This is a genomic window from Mycobacterium sp. (genome assembly GCF_044342925.1).
Lineage (GTDB): Bacteria > Actinomycetota > Actinomycetes > Mycobacteriales > Mycobacteriaceae > Mycobacterium.
Genome location: NZ_JBIIOV010000001.1, coordinates 29,244 through 48,080 on the forward strand (window position 1 = coordinate 29,244; position 18,837 = coordinate 48,080).

Sequence of the window (18,837 nt, forward strand, 5' to 3'; positions counted from 1 at the left end):
ATCACTCCCTGGGCACCAGTCGCTCGGGGTGATGGAAACCGTTGGTTCCACCACGTAGCGGGATTTGCGGCGGTGGTCTCCATTCGGTGCTGCCGTCACGTCGTTTTCGGGTGCTCCAGCCGCCGGGTTTGATCAATCGGTGGTGCGTGCCGCACGCAAAGGTGAGGCGGTCGACGTCGGTGCGGCCGCCGTCGGCCCACTCGTCGACATGGTGGACCTCACAGAGGTAGCCCGGCATGTCACAGCCAGGCGCGGTGCACCCACGATCCTTGCTGTGCAACACAATTCGTTGGTCGGCCGTCGCGATGCGCTTGGCGCGACCCAGGTGAATCGCTCGTTCGGAGTGGTTGTCGAATACGCAGAGGTAGTGCCAGGCGTGCGAAGCCATCCGGATCAGATCCGGCAGGGGAAGCAGGCTACCGCCGGCGGTCACCGCGTGCCCGGCGGCGGCCTGGAGTTGATCGAGGGTGGTCGACACGATGACCGTTACTGGTAGGCCGTTGTGCCTGCCCAGCCTCGGGTCGCCGAGTTGACCGCGGACCAGGCCGGCGATCGCGTCGTGCTGGCGCTGCGCGTGGGTGCGCCGGTCGCTGTCGGACCGTTCCTGGGTCGGCTCGCCGGTGACGGTGGGGGTTTGGTCGTCGGGGTTGCACATGCCGGGTGCGGCGAACTTGGCCAGCCAGGCCTCCAGCATGGCGCGCAACTCCGGTGTGGCGACCAGCGTGGCGACGCTCATGCCGTCGGGGCGCTGACGGCCACACCAGAGGAATCCACGCTGAGCGGCCCGGTAGTCGTCGGAGAAGGTACCGTCCGGGTTCAGTGTGACGGCCAGCTGGTCGGCCACCTTCTCGAGCTGGTCGGGCCGCAATTCGACGGCTTTTTCGGCGAGGAACGCCTCAGCTTTCGCCGCCTCGGCGGTAGGGATGTCCGCCGGCAGATCGCGAACGAACTTCTGGATGGCCCGCAGGTGTTCGATATCGAGCAGGCCGGCATCCCACGCCGTGGCGGTGGCGGACAACGACGGCGCAAGCGACTCGCCGCTCAGGGTGGTGCGCCGCTGCAGTTGAGCGGCGTCTCTGAGCCGGCGTCGCGCTTCGGCCGGAGTGATCCGGATGACGTCGGCGATGACCTTGGCTGTCGCCCCGCCGAGGTCGGGATCGCCGCTGCGCTGCACGGAGCCCACCAGTTCCAGGGAACGGGCGGCAACCCGTCGCCGCACGGTTTCCAGCCGGTCGAGCGCTGTCAAACGCTCCCGCACCGGCATGCCGTCCCAGTCCAGGGCGCCGAGGGCCTCCAGCGCGGCATCCACCGCGCTGAATGCCTCAAGCCCCGGAATCGAAAACATGTTCGAATGTTAAAGGCGGTCACCGTCGAACCGCCAGCCGCTGGCGGCAACCTGTGGATGAACCTGCGACTGTGGACAAGCGCCGGACTACAGCCGGTCCAACGCCTTCTGCAGCCGCGCCACCGGCGAGCTGATCCCGTAGCGTTCGGCCAGTTCGGCTACCAGCGGTGGGTCGGCGGCGACCAACGGAAGCCGGTCGTCCCCGGACAACCGCACCGGTGCGCCGACGGCCACCCGCACCACCGGTTGCGCGGCTTCGATGTAGTCGCCGGCGGCCAGGATCTTGGACCGGAAAGCCTTGGGCAGCGTGGATTTCGGGTCTTCGGCCGCGGCCAGGATGGCGTCCAGCGACCCGTACTGGGCGAGCATGGTCGCGGCTGTCTTCTCGCCGATGCCCGCCACCCCGGGCAGCCCGTCGGACGGATCACCGCGCAGTAGCGCCAGCTCCGCATACGCCGCTCCCGCGCGGTCAGAAGGAACCCCATACCGCGCAGCCACTTCCGACGGCCCGAACAGCGTCGCCTTCGTCAGGCCCTGGCCGATGTAGAGCACCCGCACCTGGACCGGGTCGTCGGCGACCAGTTGCAGCAGATCGCGGTCGCCGCTGACCACCACCACCGGATCGCGCCGCTCGGTGGCGGCCAGGGTGCCCAGTACGTCGTCGGCTTCGAACCCGACCGCCCCGGCGGTACAGATCCCGAACGCGTCGAGCACCTCCAGGATCATCTCCACCTGCGGGCTCAGATCGTCGGGCACCTCCTCGACGTCAGCGACGGCACCTTCGCCCAAAGGGCTGCCCTCCTCCAGCACCCGGTGGGCTTTGTACGACGGAATCAGCTCCACCCGCCACGCCGGGCGCCAGTCCAGATCCAGACACACCACCAGCCGGCCCGGCCGGTGCTGGGTGATCAGGGTGGCCACGCTGTCCAGGAACCCGCGCACGGCGTTGACCGGCCGCCCGTCCGGGGCGGTGATCGACGACGGCACCCCGAAGTAGGAGCGGAACCACATGCTGGCGCCGTCGAGCAGCAGAACCGGTGCGGTCATAGCGGCCCACGCTAGCCTGACCGCTATGAGCGACGCCGTACGGTTCTCCCACGAGGTCTACGCCCGCCGGCTGGCCGCCGCCGCGGCCGGCGCGGACCAGGCCGGGCTGGTGGGTCTGGTCATCACCCCGGGTTATGACCTGCGCTACCTGATCGGTTCGCGGGCACAGACATTCGAGCGGCTGACCGCGTTGGTCGTTCCCAGTACCGGCGCGCCGACCGTGGTGCTGCCACGACTGGAACTCGCCGCTCTCAGAGACTCCGCCGCCGGGGACTTGAACCTGAACCTGCAGGACTGGGTCGACGGGGAGAACCCTTACGACCTGGTGGCCGACGCCCTGGGCGGACACGCCCGAGTCGCCGTCACCGATTCGATGCCCGCGCTGCACCTGCTGCCGCTGGCCGAGCGGCTGGGGGCGGTCCCCGTGCTGGCCACCGGAGTTCTGGCCGCACTGCGGATGGTCAAGGACGCCGATGAGGTCGACGCGCTGCGCCGGGCCGGGGCGGCTATCGACCGGGTGCACGCCCGGGTGCCGGAATTCCTCAAGGCAGGCCGCACCGAAGCTGACGTTGCGAAGGACATCACCGAAGCCATTGTCGCCGAAGGGCATTCAGAAGCCGCGTTCGTCATCGTCGGCTCCGGCCCGAATGGCGCCGACCCGCACCACGAATGCTCCGACCGGGAATTGCAGCTCGGCGACATCGTCGTCGTCGACATCGGCGGACCCGTCGAACCCGGCTACAACTCCGACTGCACCCGCACCTACAGCATCGGGCAACCGGACCCGGAGATCGCCGAGCAATACGCGGTGCTGCAGCGGGCACAGGCCGCCGCGGTCGCCGCGGTGCGCCCCGGCGTCACCGCCGAACAGGTCGACGCCGCCGCCCGCGACGTGCTGGCCGAGGCCGGTCTGGCCGAGTATTTCGTGCACCGCACCGGCCACGGCATCGGCCTCTCGGTGCACGAAGAGCCCTACATCGTGGCCGGCAACGACCAGCCGCTGGCCGAAGGCATGGCCTTCAGCGTCGAACCGGGTGTCTACCTGCCGGGCCGGTGGGGGGCGCGGATCGAGGACATCGTGATCGTTACCGCCGATGGCGCGCTGCCGGTCAATGACCGGCCGCACGACCTGACGGTGGTGTAAGCCGCGACGGTATCGTCACAGCATGAGACCGGTTCAGCTTGTTGAAGTCGACGGAGTGCTGGTCGCGGCGGCTGACGTGGAACTGCCCACGCTGACAGCAGAACAGGTGCGGGACGGCGTCGAAGACACGCGTCTCTGACAACGCCCGACACCAGCGTCGGCGTAGAACTCTAGGACCGGTCGAGCAGGGTCGACGACCCGAGTACCCGCTTGACCAGTACCTCGATCACCACCCGCTGGGGGTTGGGGCGCGGGGTCCGGTAGCGCTGGGCGTACCGCAGTTCGGCGTCGCGGATGGCGTCGGGGTCGCGGTTCACCGTCGCGATGCCTTCCAGTGACAGCCACCGGGCGCCGTCGACTTGGGACAACACCCCGATTTGGCTGCGGTCGGCGTTGACGGCCTTCTGTGAACCGTCGCTGGTGATCACCCGGGCGATGTGAGTGTCCGGGTCGAAGGTGAACCCGACGGCGACCACGTGGGGCGAGCCGTCGGCGCGCAACGTGGTCAGCATCGCCAGGTGGCGCTCGGTGAGGAACTCCAGCGCATCGGTGGTCAGCCGGGTGGTGGGCACGGGGAAACGCTAGCGCAGGGAATAATCCGATCCGTGCAGGACACCGTGCGGGATGGAAAGGACTTCGGTCAGGTCGTGGTTGTCTTCGGCGGCCGCCGCGAAATCGGCCTGCAGGGGGCTACTCGGCTGGCATCCGGATCGACGGTGGTGCTGGCGGCTCGCGGCGCCGACCGGCTCGCCGACGAGGTGGCCGCGGTGCGGGCGGCCGGGGCCAGCGCCGTGCACACCTGCGAGTTCGACGCCGATGACATCGCCTCGCACGGACCGCTGGTAGACCGGCTGGCAGAGGAATTCGGGGATATCGACACCGCGGTGCTGGCGTTCGGAATCCTCGGCGACCAATCCCAGGCCGAGACCGACGCCGCGCACGCCGCGGCGATCCTGCACACCGACTACGTGGCGCAGGTGACCCTGCTGACCCCTCTGGCGGCCCGGATGCGCGCCGCCGGCCACGGCGCCCTGGTGGTGTTCTCGTCGGTGGCCGGAGTCCGGGTCCGGCGGGCCAACTACGTCTACGGGTCGGCCAAAGCCGGCCTGGACGGTTTTGCCAGCGGCCTGTCCGACGCGCTGCACGGCAGCGGGGTGCGGTTGCTGATCGTGCGGCCGGGCTTCGTCATCGGCCGGATGACGGCCGGGATGGACCCCGCACCGCTGTCGAGCACCCCCGAGCAGGTAGCTGAGGCGACGGTGCGGGCGCTGGTCGCGGGCCGTCGCACGGTGTGGGTGCCGTGGGCGCTGCGGCCGCTGTTCTTCGGGATGCGACTACTCCCGCAACCGATCTGGAGGAGGATGCCCCGGTGATGGACAGATGACGATCGTGGTGGTCGGTATCGGCGCCGACGGAATGGCCGGGCTGGCGGAGCTCTCCCGCCTCGAATTGCACAGCGCCACCGTCATCTACGGCTCGCAGCGCCAACTCGACCTGCTCGACGACACCGTCACCGCCGCACGGCACACCTGGCCCAGCCCGATGATGCCCGCCCTGGAGACCCTCTACGACGACCATCCCGGTGCGGACATCCACGTGGTGGCCAGCGGCGACCCACTGGAACACGGCATCGGAACCACACTGATCCGGCTGTACGGCCCCGATCTGGTGCAGGTGTTCCCGCACGTGTCCTCGGTGTCGCTGGCCCGCGCGCGGATGGGATGGGCCGCCCACGACACCGAGGTGATCAGCCTGGTCACCGCCCCGGTGCACACCGCCGTACGGCGCGGCGGACGGGCGGTGGTGCTCTGCCGTGACGCGCAGACCCCGCATCAGCTGGCCACTGCGCTGACCGAAACCGGCAGGGGTGAATCGGAATTCACCGTCCTGGAGCAACTCGGCGGCCCCGGCGAACGCATCCGCAGCGGCCCGGCCGACGCGTGGGCCGCCGCACCGCCAGCGGATATCGACGACCTCACCGTCGTCGCCGTCCGCTACCTGCCCGACGAGCACGACGGACTGGCGCTGCCCGACAAGGCGTTTCGCCACGACGGGCAGATCACCAAGCAGACCGTCCGCGCCGTCACCCTGGCCGCGCTGGCGCCGCGGCCGGGTCAACTGCTGTGGGACGTCGGCTCCGGTTCGGGCAGCATCGCCGTCGAATGGTGCCGGGCCGCACCGGGTTGCCGCGCTGTGGCGTTCGAGACCAACCCCGAGCGGCAGGCGCGCATCACCGCTAACGCGCACGCCTTCGGCGTCGACGTCGACGTGCGCGGCGAGGCGCCAGAGGCGTTTATCGGCGCGCCCCGCCCGGACGTCATCTTCATCGGCGGCGGGCTGACCGTCACCGGCCTGCTCGACGAATGCCTGGGCGCGATCGCCGGTGGCGGCCGGCTGGTGGCCAACGCGGTGACCGCTGAGTCCGAAGCCCTTCTGGTGCAGTGGTTCTCGCGCCTGGGCGGTGAGCTGCGCCGCTTCCAGCACTACCAGGGCGAACCGCTGGGCGGGTTCACCGGCTGGCGTCCGCAGATGCCGATCACCCAGTGGTCGGTGAAGCTGCTGTGAACGGAAGACCTCAGTGACGGTGTACTTCATCGGGGCCGGGCCGGGCGCCGCCGACCTGATCACCGTCCGCGGCCAGCGGCTGCTGCAGCGGTGCCGGGTATGCCTGTACGCCGGTTCGATCATGCCGCAGGACCTGCTGGAGTTCTGCCCGCCCGGCGCCCGCATCGTCGACACCGGACCGCTGAGCCTCGACCAGATCGTCGCCGAGATCCAGCAGGCCGACGCCGAGGGTCACGACGTGGCCCGGTTGCATTCCGGTGACCCGTCGATCTACAGCGCCGTCGCCGAACAGTGCCGGCGCCTCGACGCGCTGGGCATCGGCTACGAGATCGTGCCGGGGGTGCCGGCTTTCGCGGCCGCCGCCGCCGCGCTGGGCCGCGAGCTGACCGTGCCCGGCGTCGCGCAGACGGTCACGCTGACCCGCGTCGCCACCCTGTCCACCGCCATGCCCGACGGTGAGGACCTGTCCACCCTGGCGAACACGAGCGGCACCCTGGTGATCCATCTGGCCGCGCACCGCATCGACGCCATCGTGGCGCAATTGCTGGCCGCCGGCCGCGCACCGGAAACCCCGGTGGCGGTGGTGGCCTTCGCCAGTTGGCCGCAGGAGGTGGTGCTGCGCGGCACCCTGACCGACATCGCCGGGCAGATGCACGCGGCCCAGATCACCCGCACCGCGGTGATCATCGTCGGCGATGTCCTTGCCGCCGAAGGGTTCACCGACAGCTACCTGTACTCGGCCGGGCGCACCCGGGGATACCGGCACTGATGCGGGTGCTGCTGCTCGGCGGCACCGGCGAGGCCCGCGCGCTGGCCGCCCGTCTGCACCCGCGGGTCGACGTGATCAGCTCACTGGCCGGCCGGGTGCCCGACCCGGCGCTGCCGGTCGGACCGGTGCGCGTCGGCGGGTTCGGGGGAGCGGCGGGCCTGCGAAACTGGCTGGCCGACAATGCCATTACCGCGGTCGTCGATGCCACCCACCCGTTTGCCGCCACCATCACCGCCAACGCCGCCGTCGCGTGCGCCGAACTCGGAATGCCGCACCTGGTGCTCCGCCGACCGGCCTGGGACCCCGCCGGCGCGCTGCAGGTCGACTCCGACGCCGAGGCCGCCGACCTGGTTGCCGCCCAGGGATATTCGCGGGTTTTCCTGACCACCGGCCGCACCGGGACGGCCGCCTTCACCGGTAGCGACGCCTGGTTCCTGATCCGGGTGGTCACCGCGCCGGAGCCGGACAGCCTGCCGCCGCATCACGAACTGCTGTTGTCCCGGGGTCCCTACAGCTACGACGGCGAGCGGGCGCTGCTGAGCGGTCGCCGTATCGCGGCGGTGGTGACCAAGAACAGCGGGGGAGCGATGACCCGGGCCAAGCTTGACGCCGCCGCCGATCTGGGCGTCGACGTGGTGATGATCCGGCGCCCGCCGCTGCCAACGGGATTGACCGTCGTCGAGTCGGTGGACGAGGCTTTTGAATGGGTGATCAGCCGGGGTAGCGACGCGGGGTGAACACCGTGTCGCCGGATTCGGCGGCATACCACTGGGTTTGGGACGATCCGATGATCAGCAGGCAGCGCATGTCCACGTCGTCCGGGTTCAGGTCGGCCAGCCGGACCACCCGCACCGACTCCCGCGGACCGGATACGTCGCGCCCGATTACCACCGGGGTCCCGGCGTCGCGGTGTTCCAGCAGCAGATCGCGCATCGCGGCCACCTGCCAGGTGCGCGACTTCGAGGCCGGGTTGTAGATGGCCAGCACCAGGTCCGCGGCGGCGGCCGCCGACAGCCGGGCGGCGATGACGTCCCACGGCTTGAGCCGGTCGGACAGCGAGAGCACCGCGTAGTCGTGTCCCAGCGGGGCGCCCACCCGGCTGGCCACCGCCTGCGCCGCCGTCATCGCCGGGATCACCCGCACCGCCACCCCGGGCCATTCCTTGGCTTCCTCCAGCACCGCGGTGGCCATCGCGAATATCCCCGGGTCACCGGAGGACACCACCGCCACCGCCCGGCCCTGCTCGGCCAGTTCGCAGGCCAGCCGGGCGCGCTGCGGCTCGTCGGTGTTGTCGGACGGGTGCCGGCGCTGCCCGGGCCGGGGCGGCACCCGGTCCAGGTACGGCCCGTAGCCGATCAGGTCGGTGGCTTCGGCCAGTTCGAGGCGGCTCTGCGGGGTCATCCAGTCGGTGGCCCCGGGCCCCAGCCCGACCACCGCGACGGTGCCGGGGCGACCGTCGTGGCGCGGGGTGCTGGGCAGCAGGGCGATGGAGAAGTACGGAACCTCGGCGTCGTCGACGTCGGCGGCGGGCATCACCCGCTGTCCCTGGGTGCTGGCCCGTTCTACGTAGACCGCGTCGTCGAGCCGTCCGGCAATCGAAAGGGCTTCGCGCACTTGGGGATAGGTGCGCCCGAGTTTCATCACCACCGCGGCGTCGGTGTCGGCCAGCCGGCGCGCCAGCTCGGCCACCGGCAGGGTGCCGGGCAGCACTGAGAGCACCTCGTCGCCGGTCACCAGCGGTATGCCGGTAGCCGCCGAGGCGGCGCTCACCGACGTCACCCCGGGGATGATCACCGCGTCGAAGCGCTCGGTCAGCCGCGTGTGCATGTGCATGTAGGAGCTGTAGAACAGCGGGTCGCCCTCGGCCAGCAGCGCGACGCTGCGGCCGGCCTCCAGGTGCGCGGCGATGCGGGCGGCGGCTTGCGCGTAGAACTCCTCCATCGCGCCGGTGTAGCCACCCGGATGATCGGTGTCCTCGGTGGTCACCGGGTAGACCAGATGCTCCTCGATCTGCCCGGGCCGCAGATAGGGCTCGGCGATCCGACGGGCGATGCTGCGGCCATGGCGCGCACTGTGATACGCCACCACATCGGCCTCGCCGATCACCCGGGCGGCCTTGACCGTCACCAGTTCCGGATCGCCCGGTCCCAGACCGACGCCGTAGAGCGTGCCACTCATTCGGCAAGCCTCATTCGCTGCCCACGGCTCATTCGGCAAGCCTCATTCGCTGCCCACGGCTCATTCGGCAAGCCTCATTCGCTGCCCACGGCTCATTCGGCAAGCCTCATTCGCGCGCACTCGCGATCGCGTTGACCGCCGCCGCGGCCATCGCGCTGCCCCCGCGCCGGCCACGCACCACCAGGTATTCCATCCCGCGTGGACGGGCGATCAATTCGTCCTTGGACTGCGCCGAGCCGACGAACCCCACCGGGCCGCCCAGCACCGATACCGGCGCCGGCACCCCCTCGTCGATGAGCTCCAGCAGACGGAACAGTGCGGTGGGGGCGTTGCCGATGGCCAGCACGGCGCCAGCCATCCGGTCGGCCCATAGTTGCACCCCGGCCGCCGACCGGGTGGTGCCCATCCGGGCGGCCAGGTCGGCCGCGCGCGGGTCGGCCACCAGGGAGACCACCTCGTTGCGGGCCGGCAGGCGGGCGGCGGTGATGCCGGCGGCCACCATCGACGAATCGCACAGGATCGGCGCCCCGGCCGCCAGCGCCTCGTGGGTGGCGCTCACCACGGCGGGGGTGTACGACACGTGACCGGTGAGGTCGGTCTGCCCGCAGGTGTGGATCAGCCGCACCACAACCCGCGCCACGTCCTCGGGCAGACCGTCCAGGTCGGCCTCGTCGCGGATCGTCGCGAAGGACTGCCGGTAGATCTCGGCGGCGTCGCGGATGTAGTCGAGCACGGCCATCACCCTACGGTCGCAGCGGCCGGTAGCCGTCGTCGGTGGCCACCAGAACCTCACCGGCGACCGGGCGGCCGCAGGCGCGTTCGCAGCCGACGTAGTGCACGCTGCCCCCCGCGCCGCCGTCCCCCGTCCCCGCCTCGACCGCCTGAGCCGCGTCGGCCCGCACGTCGGCGCGGGACCGCGCGCAGCCGGGGCTGCCGACACAGGCGGTGACGGACAACCAGCGGGAGGTCTCGTCGAACACCAGCCCCAGCGGCGCCAGCACCCGCAGTGCGGTCTCGGCCACCCCCTCCTCGAGGTCGCACACCAGCAGCGACCGCCACGGCGTGATGACCATCGGCGCCTCGATGGCGGCCAGGAATTGCGCCTGGCGCACCGTCAGGACGCCCAGCGGCACCGCCGCACCGAGGGCCACTCGGGCGTCGGACTGGTCGATCCAGCCGACCGGCGGGCGACCCGGCAGGAACGACGCACCGGCCGGCGCGGACTGAGCGAAATCGGCGAGGGCGAAATCGGTGAGCAGCACCGCGGGATCAACTAATTCGCTGACCCGCCAGGCATTCCCGCGGACCCGCACGAAGCGGCGGGCCACCGTTGCCAATGCGCTCACGCAGTCGTGCGGGGTCAGCCGCACCCCGGTGTCCCGGCCGGCCAGCAGCAGCGCCACCCCGTCCGGCGCGACATGCAGCCCGGCGTCTGCGGCCAGGCTCGAGGCGTCGCCGCGGCCGTCGTCGAGGCTGAACCAGAACCGGCCCGGCAGCCCGGCCAATTCCGGATCGGCCTGAACGGCGTTGTCGAGCCCGCTCACCCACGGCCGGACGTCGGTGAGTCCGCCGAACCGCCCAGACAGCGGGGAGGCGACGATATTGCGGACCCGCTCATGGGTGGCCGAGGGCAGCAGGCCCGCGGCGGCGACGGCCGCGGCCACCGCCGCAGCATCGGAGATGCCGCGCACCTGCACGTTGCCGCGGCCGGTCAGTTCCAGCGTGCCCGAGCCGAATCGCTCGGCGACCTCGGCGAGTGCTTCCAACTGGGCGGCGGTGAGCATCCCGCCGGGCAGCCGCACCCGAGCCAGCGCGCCGTCGGCGGCCTGGTGCACCTGCAGGGCCCCCGGGCAGGCGTCCTGGTCGCTGGTCCGGCTCACCCGAACCACGGTACGACCCGCTCCGGGGAGCCGGTGTTCCGTGCCACCATGGAAACCATCGGTACGAGAACTCCCAGCAAGACCGCGTCGACGGACGCCATCCGGTCCGCGGGTCGGGTGGCGGTGCTGCTCGTGCTGCTACTCGCCGCCGCGGTATCGCTGCGCGGACGGATGCCCGACCCGCGGGCGGCGACGCCCCGCGACCCCAATGCCGGCGACAGCCCGGCCTCGCTGGTCGGCGTGATCGCCCTGCTGGGCGTGGCGGTGGTGGTGATGGCCTTCGCGGTGTTCCAGCGCCGGCCGCCGAAACCAAAGCCGGTGCCCTGGGAGATGGCGGACTACGCCGGCGCCGAACGTGGCCGGATGACCATGCGGACGGTGCTGATCTGCCTGGCGTTCGCCGTGTTCTGGCTGGTGCTGTTCGTGGTGTTCAACCAGTTCAGCGCCGATGTCGACCTCGGCGAGCAGCCCGGGCCGCCCACGGCCGTCCCCGAGGTCGCCGGTGCCCAACCGCCGGTCTCGGCGCCGAGCCGGCCCGATACCCCCAGCCCCGCCTACCAGGCGCTGATCGTCACCACCGTGATCCTGCTGGCGATGATGGCCGTGTCCACCGTCCTGGCGGCCGTCCGCAACCGGTCCACGCTGCCGCCGGTGGTGCTGACCGGAGCACCCGAGGCCGACGCCGACAGCGGCGACGCATCCCTGGCGCTCGCCGCCGAACGTGGACTGGCCGAAGTCGCCAACCCGGCGCTGGCCCCCCGCGAGGCGATCATCGCCTGCTACGCGGCGATGGAGAAGGCGCTGGCCGAGGCCCCCGGTGCGGCGCCGCAGGCCTCTGACACCCCGACCGAGGTGCTGGCCCGGGCGGTGGATCATCACATTCTGCGCGCCGGCAGTGCCTCGACCCTGGTGGACCTGTTCGCCGAGGCCCGGTTCAGCAGCCACCTGATGACCGAGGATCACCGGCACGTCGCCGAGCAGGCGTTGCGTTCGGTCCTCGGTGAGGTGCGCGGTCTCCGATGAGCAGAATGCTGGTCAGCGGATTTATCGCGGTGCTACTGGCCGAAGTCGTCGGCGTGCTGCTCGGCTGGCGTTGGGCGCTACCGCTCGGCGGAATCGCGCTGGCGCTGTTCGGGATTCAGCTGACCCTGCGGCTGGCCGAGTCCAGGACCGAGGGCGTCCGCGCCGCGTCGGGCGACGACGCCATGGAACCCCTGCTGCGCTGGAAGGCCCAGACCGAGGAACTGATCCGCTGGGCGGACGGCACCAGGGGCGACTGGGACCGCCACCTGCGACCCAAGCTGGCCCGCGACTTCCTGGTGGCCACTAAGCAGAAGGAGTCCGCCGCGGTGGCGTCCACCGGCCGGCTGCTGTTCGGTGAACAGCTGTGGCAGTGGGTCGACCCGCAGAACGTGTCGGCGGCCCGCCGCGATGAACCCGGCCCCGGCCGCGACGCCCTCGACGAAATCCTCAAGAGACTGGAACAGGCATGACGACTTCGGGTTCCTCCGCGGCGACCGACGCCACCGTGCTGTGCGAGGCGGTCCTCGACGAGGTGGAGCGGGCGGTCGTCGGCAAGCGGGCGGCGCTGACGCTGATCCTGACCACCGTGCTTGCCGGCGGTCATGTGCTCATCGAGGACCTGCCCGGCATGGGCAAGACGCTGATCGCGCGGTCCTTCGCCGCCGCGCTCGGGCTGAAGTTCACCCGCGTGCAGTTCACCCCCGATCTGCTGCCCGCCGACCTGCTCGGCTCGACGATCTACGACATGCGCTCGGGCCAGTTCGACTTCCGCCGCGGCCCGATCTTCACCAACCTGCTGATGGCCGACGAGATCAACCGCACCCCGCCCAAGACGCAGGCCGCGCTGCTGGAGGCGATGGCCGAAGGTCAGGTCAGCATCGACGGTGAAACCCACCGGCTGCCAGTGCCTTTCATCGTCATCGCCACCGACAACCCGATCGAGTTCGAGGGCACCTACCCGCTGCCCGAGGCGCAACTGGACCGGTTCGCGGTGAAGATCGCCCTGAAGTACCTCTCCGAGCAGGAGGAGACGGCGATGCTGCGCCGGCGACTGGACCGCCAGACCGCCGAGATCGAGGTGGACCAGGTCATCGACGCCGAACGCCTGCTCGCCATGCAGCAGGCCGTGGAACAGGTCAGCGTGCACGACGACGTTCTGCGCTACGTGGTGTCGGTGGCCGCCGCCACCCGCAGCCACCCCCAGGTGGTGGTGGGCGCCAGCCCGCGCGCCGAACTCGACCTGGTGCAGCTGGCCCGGGCCCGGGCGCTGCTCAACGGACGTGACTATGTGCAGCCCGAGGACGTCAAGGCGCTCGCCGTTGCCGCCTTCGGGCACCGGATCACGCTGCGCCCCGAGATGTGGGTGCGCAGCATGAACGGCTCCGATGTGGTGGAGCAGCTGCTCAAGCGGCTGCCGGTGCCGCGGGCTCCCGGGCGTTAGACGCATGGACGGCACAGATCAGGTCGACACAGATCAGGACGACGAACGGATCGATCTGCGGTTCCGCTGGCGCACAACCGAATTGACCAGAGTCCTCTTCGTGTCCGCAGCCGTCGCGCTGGCCGCGGCGCTGATCTCCGGACAGTGGGCGCTGATCGCCTTCGCCGCGCCGCTGCTCGGGGTGCTGTCCAGCGTGCACTGGCAGCGGCCGGTGTCGCCGATGTCGGTGCGGTGCACACCGGACACGCTGCGCTGCTTCGAGGGCGATCGGGAGCAGATCATGGTCGAACTCTCCGGCAGTGCCGAATACGCCGACGGGGAGGCCGTGACGCTGGCCGTCACCGCCCCCGACGGCATGGCGGTCGAGCTGCTCGACTCCGATGAACCGCAGCGCAGCGGAGTCGCCCTCACCGCCGAGCGCTGGGGGCGCTACCCGCTCACCGCGCGCGTCGACGTCGTCGCCTCCGGTGGGCTGCTGGCGGGGTCGGCCGCCGCGCCGGTGGGGCAGGCGTTCGTCTTCCCGCTGGTTCCGCCGCCGTCGACGGCGATGCCGCGCACCGAGATGCTCGACCGCATCGGCACCCACCTGACCCGCCACGTCGGCCCCGGCGTGGAGTACGCCGACATCCGCGCCTATGTGCCCGGTGACCAGCTGCGCACCGTCAACTGGTCGGTCAGCGCCCGCCGCGGGGTGCTGCACGTCACCCAGCGGCTCACCGACCGGTCCCTCGATGTCGTCGTGCTGGTGGACCTGAGCGCCCAGCCGCCCGGCCCGGCCACCGCCGCCACCCAGCGTGCCGCCGAAGGTGCGCTGCAGGTGGTGCAGTCGGCGTTGCGCAGCGGCGACCGCGCCGGCGTGGTCGGGCTCGGCGGTCAGCAGCCCCGCTGGCTGGGCGCCGACATCGGCCAGCGGCAGTTCTACCGGATCCTCGACGCCGTGCTCGGCGCCGGCGCCGACTTCCGGAGCGTGGACGGCACGCTGGCCCCGCGGGTCGCCGTCCCCCCGGGTGCGGTGATCATCGCCTTCTCGACGCTGCTCGACGCGGCGTTCGGCTTGGCGCTGATGGACCTCTCCCAGCGCGGCCACGTCGTGGTGGTCGTCGATGTGCTCGAAGGCTGCCCGCTCGGCGACGACGAAGACCCGATCCTGCAACGGATGTGGGGGCTGCAGCGCGCGGCGATGTACCGCGATATGCGGATGGTCGGGGTGGAAGTGGTGAACTGGCCGGCTGACCTCACCCTCGACGTGGCGATGCGGCTGCTGCCGCAGATGCGGGTCCGATCCACCCGGCGGCGCCGATGAAGAACCCCGCGGTGCTGTTCTCCCCGGCGTTCGGCGCGCTGATGGTCGCTGCGGCCGCCCGCCCGGGGAGCATCTGGGCCCTGGCCGCTCTGGGACTCGCCGCCGCCGCGGTGCTGGCCGGGGTGTTCGACCGCCGTGCCGCGGTCACCGCGGTGGTGCTCACCGTCGCCGGCGTCACCCTGAGCGACGTCGGGCCGTTGTTCGCCGCGGTGTCCGGGCTGTCCGCCGCGGCGTATCTGCTCGCCCGGTACTCGGCGGAGGCGGTCACGCTGACCACCCCGACGATGCTGGGCATGTGCGGCTTCGCGGTGGCCGGGGCGGCGGCGACCGCGCTGCCGATGCGGCTCACCTGGGTACCACTGGTGGCCCCGGCGATCATGGCCGCCCTCCTCATCGTGGCGGTGGCTCCGCTCGTCGCCCGCCCCGGCGTGACACCGGACCCACCCGGTTAGGTACGAATAACGCGTGCCCCCACCCACCGTCCTGCTGCTGTCCACCTCGGACACCGACCTGATCACCGCCCGCGCCTGCGGTGCGGCCTACCGCTGGGCCAACCCGTCCCGGCTGGTCGACGGCGAATTGACCGAGCTGCTCGACGGCGTCGGTGCGGTGGTGGTGCGGGTTCTCGGCGGCTACCGCGCCTGGCCCGACGGCATCGACACCCTCGCCGGCACCGGGCTGCCCGTCGTGGTGGTCAGCGGCGAACAGGCGCCCGACGCCGACCTGATGCAACGCTCCACAGTGCCGGCGGGCATCGCCGTGCAGACGCACACCTACCTGGCGCAGGGCGGCATGGAGAACCTGCGGCAGCTGCACGCCTTCCTCTGCGACACCCTGCTGATGACCGGGTTCGGCTTCGCCCCGCCGGCCGAGACCCCGCCCTGGGGAGTGCTGGAACGCACCTGCCCGACCGCCGCCGGTTGCCCGTCAGCGGAGTTGACCGGCACCCCCTGCTTCCCGGCGCTGGTCCGCGGCGCTGTGGGGCACCGGGAGGAGGCCGACGGTCCCACCGTCGCGGTCCTGTTCTACCGCGCCCAGCAGCTGGCCGGCAACACCGCCTACATCGAGGCGCTGTGCTGTGCCATCGAACGGGCCGGCGGCCGGCCGCTGCCGGTGTACTGCACCTCGCTGCGCAACCCGCCAGCCGATCTGCTGGAGCTGCTGACGCACGCCGACGCGATGGTGGTCACCGTGCTGGCCGCCGGCGGCGCCACCCCGGCGGCGGTGGGCGCCGGCGGCGACGACGGCGGGTGGGACGTCACCCACCTTGCCGCCCTGGACATTCCGATCCTGCAAGGGCTGTGTCTGACCAGTTCGCGGGCCCGCTGGTCGGCCAACGATGACGGCCTGAGCCCCCTGGACGTCGCCACCCAGGTGGCGGTGCCCGAGTTCGACGGTCGCATCATCACCGTCCCGTTCTCCTTCAAGGAGATCGACGCCGACGGCCTCATCTCGTATGTCCCGGACCCGGAGCGCTGCAGCCGGGTCGCCGGCCTGGCCGTGAACCATGCGCGCCTTCGCCGCGTTCCGCCGGCCGACAAGCGGCTGGCCCTGATCTTCTCCGCCTACCCGACCAAGCACGCCCGCATCGGCAACGCCGTCGGCCTGGACACCCCGGCCAGCGCCATCGCGCTGCTGAAAGCATTGCGGGACAACGGCTACGACATCGGCGAGGTGCCCGGGCTGGATGCCTCCGATGGCGATGCCCTGATGCACGCCCTGATCGAGCGCGGCGGCCAGGACCCGGACTGGCTGACCGACGGCCAACTTGCCGGCAACCCCATCCGCATCCCCGCCGCCCGCTACCGCGAATGGTTCGACGCGCTGCCCACCGACCTGGCCGACGCCATGGTGGAGCAGTGGGGGCCTGCCCCTGGCGAGTTGTACGTCGATCGCAGCTCGGTCGATAGAAACGGGGACCCAGACGGCGAAATCGTCGTCGCGGCAATGCAATCCGGCAACGTGGTGATCGTGGTGCAGCCCCCGCGCGGCTTCGGGGAGCGGCCAGTGGCCATCTACCACGACCCCGACCTGCCGCCGAGTCACCACTACCTGGCCACCTATCTGTGGCTGCGCCACGAGTTCGGTGCGCACGCCGCGGTCCATCTGGGCAAGCACGGCAACCTGGAGTGGCTGCCCGGAAAGACCCTGGGCATGTCCGCGGACTGCGCGCCGGACGCGGCTCTGGGCGACCTGCCGCTGATCTACCCGTTCCTGGTCAACGACCCCGGTGAGGGCACCCAGGCCAAGCGCCGCGCGCACGCCACCCTGGTCGACCACCTCATCCCGCCGATGGCGCGCGCGGAGGCCTACGGCGACATCTCCCGGCTGGAGCAACTGCTCGACGAGCACGCCAACGTCGCGACCCTGGACCCGGTCAAGCTGCCCGCCATCCGCCAGCAGATCTGGACGCTGATGCGGGCGGCCAAGATGGACCACGATCTCGGCCTGGCCGAACGCCCCGAGGACGACCACTTCGACGACATGCTGCTGCACGTCGACGGCTGGCTGTGCGAGATCAAGGATGTGCAGATCCGCGACGGCCTGCACATCCTGGGCGCGGCGCCGGTCGGATCCTCCGAGCTGGACCTGGTGCTGGCGATCCTGCGGGCCAGCCAGCTGTTCGGCGGCGACCAGCACCTGCCGGGCCTGCGGCAGGCGCTGGGCCTGGCCGAGGACGGCACCGACGACCGGGCCAGCGTCGACGAGGCCGAGGAGCGGGCCCGTGCCCTGGTGGGCGCGCTGCAAGCCTCCGGCTGGGATGCCGCCCGGGTGGACGAGATCACCGACGACCCGGCGGTCGCACCGATCCTGCGCTTCGCGGCGCAGGAGGTAGTGCCCCGACTGGCCGGCACCGCCCGCGAGATCGACCAGGTGCTGCGCGCGCTGGAGGGCCGCTACATCGCCGCCGGGCCGTCCGGGTCGCCGCTGCGCGGTCTGGTCAACGTGCTGCCCACCGGCCGCAACTTCTACTCGGTGGACCCCAAGGCCATGCCGTCGCGACTGGCCTGGGAAACCGGTGTGGCCATGGCGGATTCGCTGCTGGAACGCTACCGCGCCGACTACGGCGACTGGCCGCGCTCGGTGGGCCTGTCGGCGTGGGGCACCTCGGCGATGCGGACCTCCGGCGACGACATCGCCGAGATTTTGGCGCTGCTGGGGGTGCGGCCGTTGTGGGACGAGGCGTCGCGGCGGGTGGTCGACCTCACCGTGATCCCGCTGGACGAGCTGGGCCGGCCCCGCATCGACGTCACCGTCCGGATCTCCGGGTTCTTCCGGGACGCCTTCCCGCACGTGGTCACCATGCTCGACGACGCCGTTCGGCTGGTCGCCGGCCTCGACGAGTCCGCGGAGGACAACTACGTCCGCGCCCACGTCCAGGCCGACCTCGCCGACAATCACGACGAACGACGCGCCACCACAAGGATTTTCGGCTCCAAGCCGGGCACCTATGGCGCCGGGCTGCTGCAGCTCATCGACAGCCGCAACTGGCGTGACGACGCCGACCTGGCTGAGGTCTACACCGCCTGGGGTGGTTTCGCGTACGGCCGGGGCCTGGACGGCCGGCCGGCAGCTGAGGACATGCAGCACCAGTACCGACGGATCATGGTGGCCGCCAAGAACACCGACTGCCGTGAGCACGACATCGCCGACTCCGACGACTACTTCCAGTACCACGGCGGGATGGTCGCCACCGTGCGGGCGCTCACCGGGCAGTCACCGGCGGCCTACATCGGCGACAACACCCGCCCCGACGCGGTGCGCACCCGCACCCTCAACGAGGAGACCAACCGGGTGTTCCGGTCGCGGGTGGTCAACCCGCGCTGGATGGCCGCCATGCGCCGGCACGGCTACAAGGGCGCCTTCGAGATGGCCGCCACGGTGGACTACCTGTTCGGCTACGACGCGACCGCTGGTGTGATGGCGGACTGGATGTACGAGGAACTCACCGCTCAGTACGTGCTGGACCCGCAGAACCGGAAGTTCCTGGGGGAGTCCAACCCGTGGGCGCTGCACGGCATGGCCGAACGGTTGCTGGAGGCCGCCGGCCGCGGGATGTGGGAGAAACCCGAACAGGCGACGCTGGATTCACTGCGTCAGGTGCTCCTGGAGACCGAAGGCGACCTCGAAGCACGCTAGAT

Annotated in this window: 17 protein-coding genes; 11 read left to right on the forward strand and 6 right to left on the reverse strand. The window is 71.2% G+C overall.

The window, feature by feature from the left end; all coding sequences use genetic code 11:
• Position 1: 1 nt before the first annotated feature.
• A complete protein-coding gene (locus tag ADBZ6I_RS00175) occupies positions 2–1,345 on the reverse strand; it encodes an HNH endonuclease signature motif containing protein (RefSeq protein ID WP_526379635.1) in 1,344 nt (447 codons plus the stop codon).
• An 87-nt stretch (positions 1,346–1,432) separates the two neighbouring features.
• Complete coding sequence (locus tag ADBZ6I_RS00180) at positions 1,433–2,392, reverse strand: 5'-3' exonuclease (protein ID WP_526379637.1); 960 nt, start codon at positions 2,390–2,392, stop codon at positions 1,433–1,435.
• Positions 2,393–2,417: 25 nt separating this feature from the next.
• On the opposite strand from ADBZ6I_RS00180, the gene ADBZ6I_RS00185 reads away from it, so the two are divergent.
• Positions 2,418–3,536 carry a M24 family metallopeptidase gene (locus tag ADBZ6I_RS00185; RefSeq protein ID WP_526379639.1) on the forward strand — a complete coding sequence of 373 codons (1,119 nt, stop codon included), beginning with the start codon at positions 2,418–2,420 and terminating at the stop codon, positions 3,534–3,536.
• A 170-nt stretch (positions 3,537–3,706) separates the two neighbouring features.
• On the opposite strand, the gene ADBZ6I_RS00190 is transcribed toward ADBZ6I_RS00185, so the two are convergent.
• Positions 3,707–4,108, reverse strand: a complete 402-nt coding sequence (locus tag ADBZ6I_RS00190) for a F420-dependent biliverdin reductase (RefSeq protein WP_526379641.1) — start codon at positions 4,106–4,108, stop codon at positions 3,707–3,709.
• 75 nt (positions 4,109–4,183) lie between these two features.
• Here ADBZ6I_RS00190 and dprE2 point away from each other — a divergent pair, with 75 nt between their 5' ends.
• From dprE2 to ADBZ6I_RS00210, 4 genes are read left to right on the forward strand one after another with little or no spacing between them, the layout of a single operon-like run.
• Entirely contained in the window at positions 4,184–4,909 is a 726-nt protein-coding gene (gene dprE2, locus ADBZ6I_RS00195; RefSeq protein ID WP_526379771.1) for a decaprenylphospho-beta-D-erythro-pentofuranosid-2-ulose 2-reductase, read from the forward strand.
• A 7-nt stretch (positions 4,910–4,916) separates the two neighbouring features.
• Positions 4,917–6,101, forward strand: coding sequence for a precorrin-6y C5,15-methyltransferase (decarboxylating) subunit CbiE (gene cbiE, locus ADBZ6I_RS00200; protein ID WP_526379643.1), 1,185 nt, complete (start codon positions 4,917–4,919; stop codon positions 6,099–6,101).
• 13 nt (positions 6,102–6,114) lie between these two features.
• Positions 6,115–6,870 (forward strand): precorrin-4 C(11)-methyltransferase, encoded by a 756-nt coding sequence (gene cobM, locus ADBZ6I_RS00205; protein WP_526379645.1) that lies wholly within the window; start codon positions 6,115–6,117, stop codon positions 6,868–6,870.
• On the forward strand, positions 6,870–7,607 hold the full coding sequence (locus ADBZ6I_RS00210; RefSeq protein ID WP_526379647.1) for a cobalt-precorrin-6A reductase: 738 nt from the start codon (positions 6,870–6,872) through the stop codon (positions 7,605–7,607). Before cobM ends, ADBZ6I_RS00210 begins: the two co-directional genes overlap by 1 nt.
• Here ADBZ6I_RS00210 and ADBZ6I_RS00215 read toward each other — a convergent pair.
• From ADBZ6I_RS00215 to cobG, 3 genes are all read right to left on the reverse strand, one after another.
• A complete protein-coding gene (locus tag ADBZ6I_RS00215) occupies positions 7,582–9,048 on the reverse strand; it encodes a precorrin-2 C(20)-methyltransferase (protein WP_526379649.1) in 1,467 nt (488 codons plus the stop codon). The two genes, ADBZ6I_RS00210 and ADBZ6I_RS00215, sit on opposite strands and share 26 nt — an antisense overlap.
• A gap of 106 nt (positions 9,049–9,154) precedes the next feature.
• The gene (locus ADBZ6I_RS00220; protein ID WP_526379651.1) at positions 9,155–9,781 is read right to left on the reverse strand and encodes a precorrin-8X methylmutase; all 627 of its coding nucleotides are present in this window, start codon (positions 9,779–9,781) and stop codon (positions 9,155–9,157) included.
• A gap of 10 nt (positions 9,782–9,791) precedes the next feature.
• Positions 9,792–10,928 carry a precorrin-3B synthase gene (gene cobG / locus ADBZ6I_RS00225; RefSeq protein ID WP_526379653.1) on the reverse strand — a complete coding sequence of 379 codons (1,137 nt, stop codon included), beginning with the start codon at positions 10,926–10,928 and terminating at the stop codon, positions 9,792–9,794.
• A gap of 48 nt (positions 10,929–10,976) precedes the next feature.
• Here cobG and ADBZ6I_RS00230 point away from each other — a divergent pair, with 48 nt between their 5' ends.
• Genes ADBZ6I_RS00230 through cobN form a run of 6 tightly spaced genes read left to right on the forward strand, consistent with a single transcriptional unit; the run spans position 10,977 to position 18,835 of the window.
• The gene (locus tag ADBZ6I_RS00230; RefSeq protein ID WP_526379655.1) at positions 10,977–11,951 is read left to right on the forward strand and encodes a DUF4129 domain-containing protein; all 975 of its coding nucleotides are present in this window, start codon (positions 10,977–10,979) and stop codon (positions 11,949–11,951) included.
• Positions 11,948–12,421: a hypothetical protein gene (locus tag ADBZ6I_RS00235; RefSeq protein ID WP_526379657.1), complete on the forward strand. Its 474-nt coding sequence runs from the start codon at positions 11,948–11,950 to the stop codon at positions 12,419–12,421. The genes ADBZ6I_RS00230 and ADBZ6I_RS00235 overlap by 4 nt, the downstream gene beginning before the upstream one ends.
• Positions 12,418–13,392 (forward strand): AAA family ATPase, encoded by a 975-nt coding sequence (locus tag ADBZ6I_RS00240; protein ID WP_526379659.1) that lies wholly within the window; start codon positions 12,418–12,420, stop codon positions 13,390–13,392. Before ADBZ6I_RS00235 ends, ADBZ6I_RS00240 begins: the two co-directional genes overlap by 4 nt.
• 4 nt (positions 13,393–13,396) lie before the next feature.
• A complete protein-coding gene (locus tag ADBZ6I_RS00245) occupies positions 13,397–14,695 on the forward strand; it encodes a DUF58 domain-containing protein (RefSeq protein ID WP_526379661.1) in 1,299 nt (432 codons plus the stop codon).
• Positions 14,692–15,147 carry a hypothetical protein gene (locus tag ADBZ6I_RS00250; RefSeq protein ID WP_526379663.1) on the forward strand — a complete coding sequence of 152 codons (456 nt, stop codon included), beginning with the start codon at positions 14,692–14,694 and terminating at the stop codon, positions 15,145–15,147. The genes ADBZ6I_RS00245 and ADBZ6I_RS00250 overlap by 4 nt, the downstream gene beginning before the upstream one ends.
• A 13-nt stretch (positions 15,148–15,160) precedes the next feature.
• A complete protein-coding gene (gene cobN / locus ADBZ6I_RS00255) occupies positions 15,161–18,835 on the forward strand; it encodes a cobaltochelatase subunit CobN (protein WP_526379665.1) in 3,675 nt (1,224 codons plus the stop codon).
• Positions 18,836–18,837 lie beyond the last annotated feature (2 nt).

Excerpts from the sequence above, each read along its gene's own strand:
- ADBZ6I_RS00175 (WP_526379635.1), bottom strand. The coding sequence starts at position 1,345 with ATGTTTTCGATTCCGGGGCTTGAGGCATTCAGCGCGGTGGATGCCGCG.
- ADBZ6I_RS00180 (WP_526379637.1), bottom strand. The coding sequence starts at position 2,392 with ATGACCGCACCGGTTCTGCTGCTCGACGGCGCCAGCATGTGGTTCCGC.
- ADBZ6I_RS00185 (WP_526379639.1), top strand. The coding sequence starts at position 2,418 with ATGAGCGACGCCGTACGGTTCTCCCACGAGGTCTACGCCCGCCGGCTG.
- cbiE (WP_526379643.1), top strand. The coding sequence starts at position 4,917 with ATGACGATCGTGGTGGTCGGTATCGGCGCCGACGGAATGGCCGGGCTG.
- ADBZ6I_RS00210 (WP_526379647.1), top strand. The coding sequence starts at position 6,870 with ATGCGGGTGCTGCTGCTCGGCGGCACCGGCGAGGCCCGCGCGCTGGCC.
- ADBZ6I_RS00215 (WP_526379649.1), bottom strand. The coding sequence starts at position 9,048 with ATGAGTGGCACGCTCTACGGCGTCGGTCTGGGACCGGGCGATCCGGAA.
- ADBZ6I_RS00230 (WP_526379655.1), top strand. The coding sequence starts at position 10,977 with ATGGAAACCATCGGTACGAGAACTCCCAGCAAGACCGCGTCGACGGAC.
- ADBZ6I_RS00235 (WP_526379657.1), top strand. The coding sequence starts at position 11,948 with ATGAGCAGAATGCTGGTCAGCGGATTTATCGCGGTGCTACTGGCCGAA.
- ADBZ6I_RS00240 (WP_526379659.1), top strand. The coding sequence starts at position 12,418 with ATGACGACTTCGGGTTCCTCCGCGGCGACCGACGCCACCGTGCTGTGC.
- ADBZ6I_RS00245 (WP_526379661.1), top strand. The coding sequence starts at position 13,397 with ATGGACGGCACAGATCAGGTCGACACAGATCAGGACGACGAACGGATC.
- ADBZ6I_RS00250 (WP_526379663.1), top strand. The coding sequence starts at position 14,692 with ATGAAGAACCCCGCGGTGCTGTTCTCCCCGGCGTTCGGCGCGCTGATG.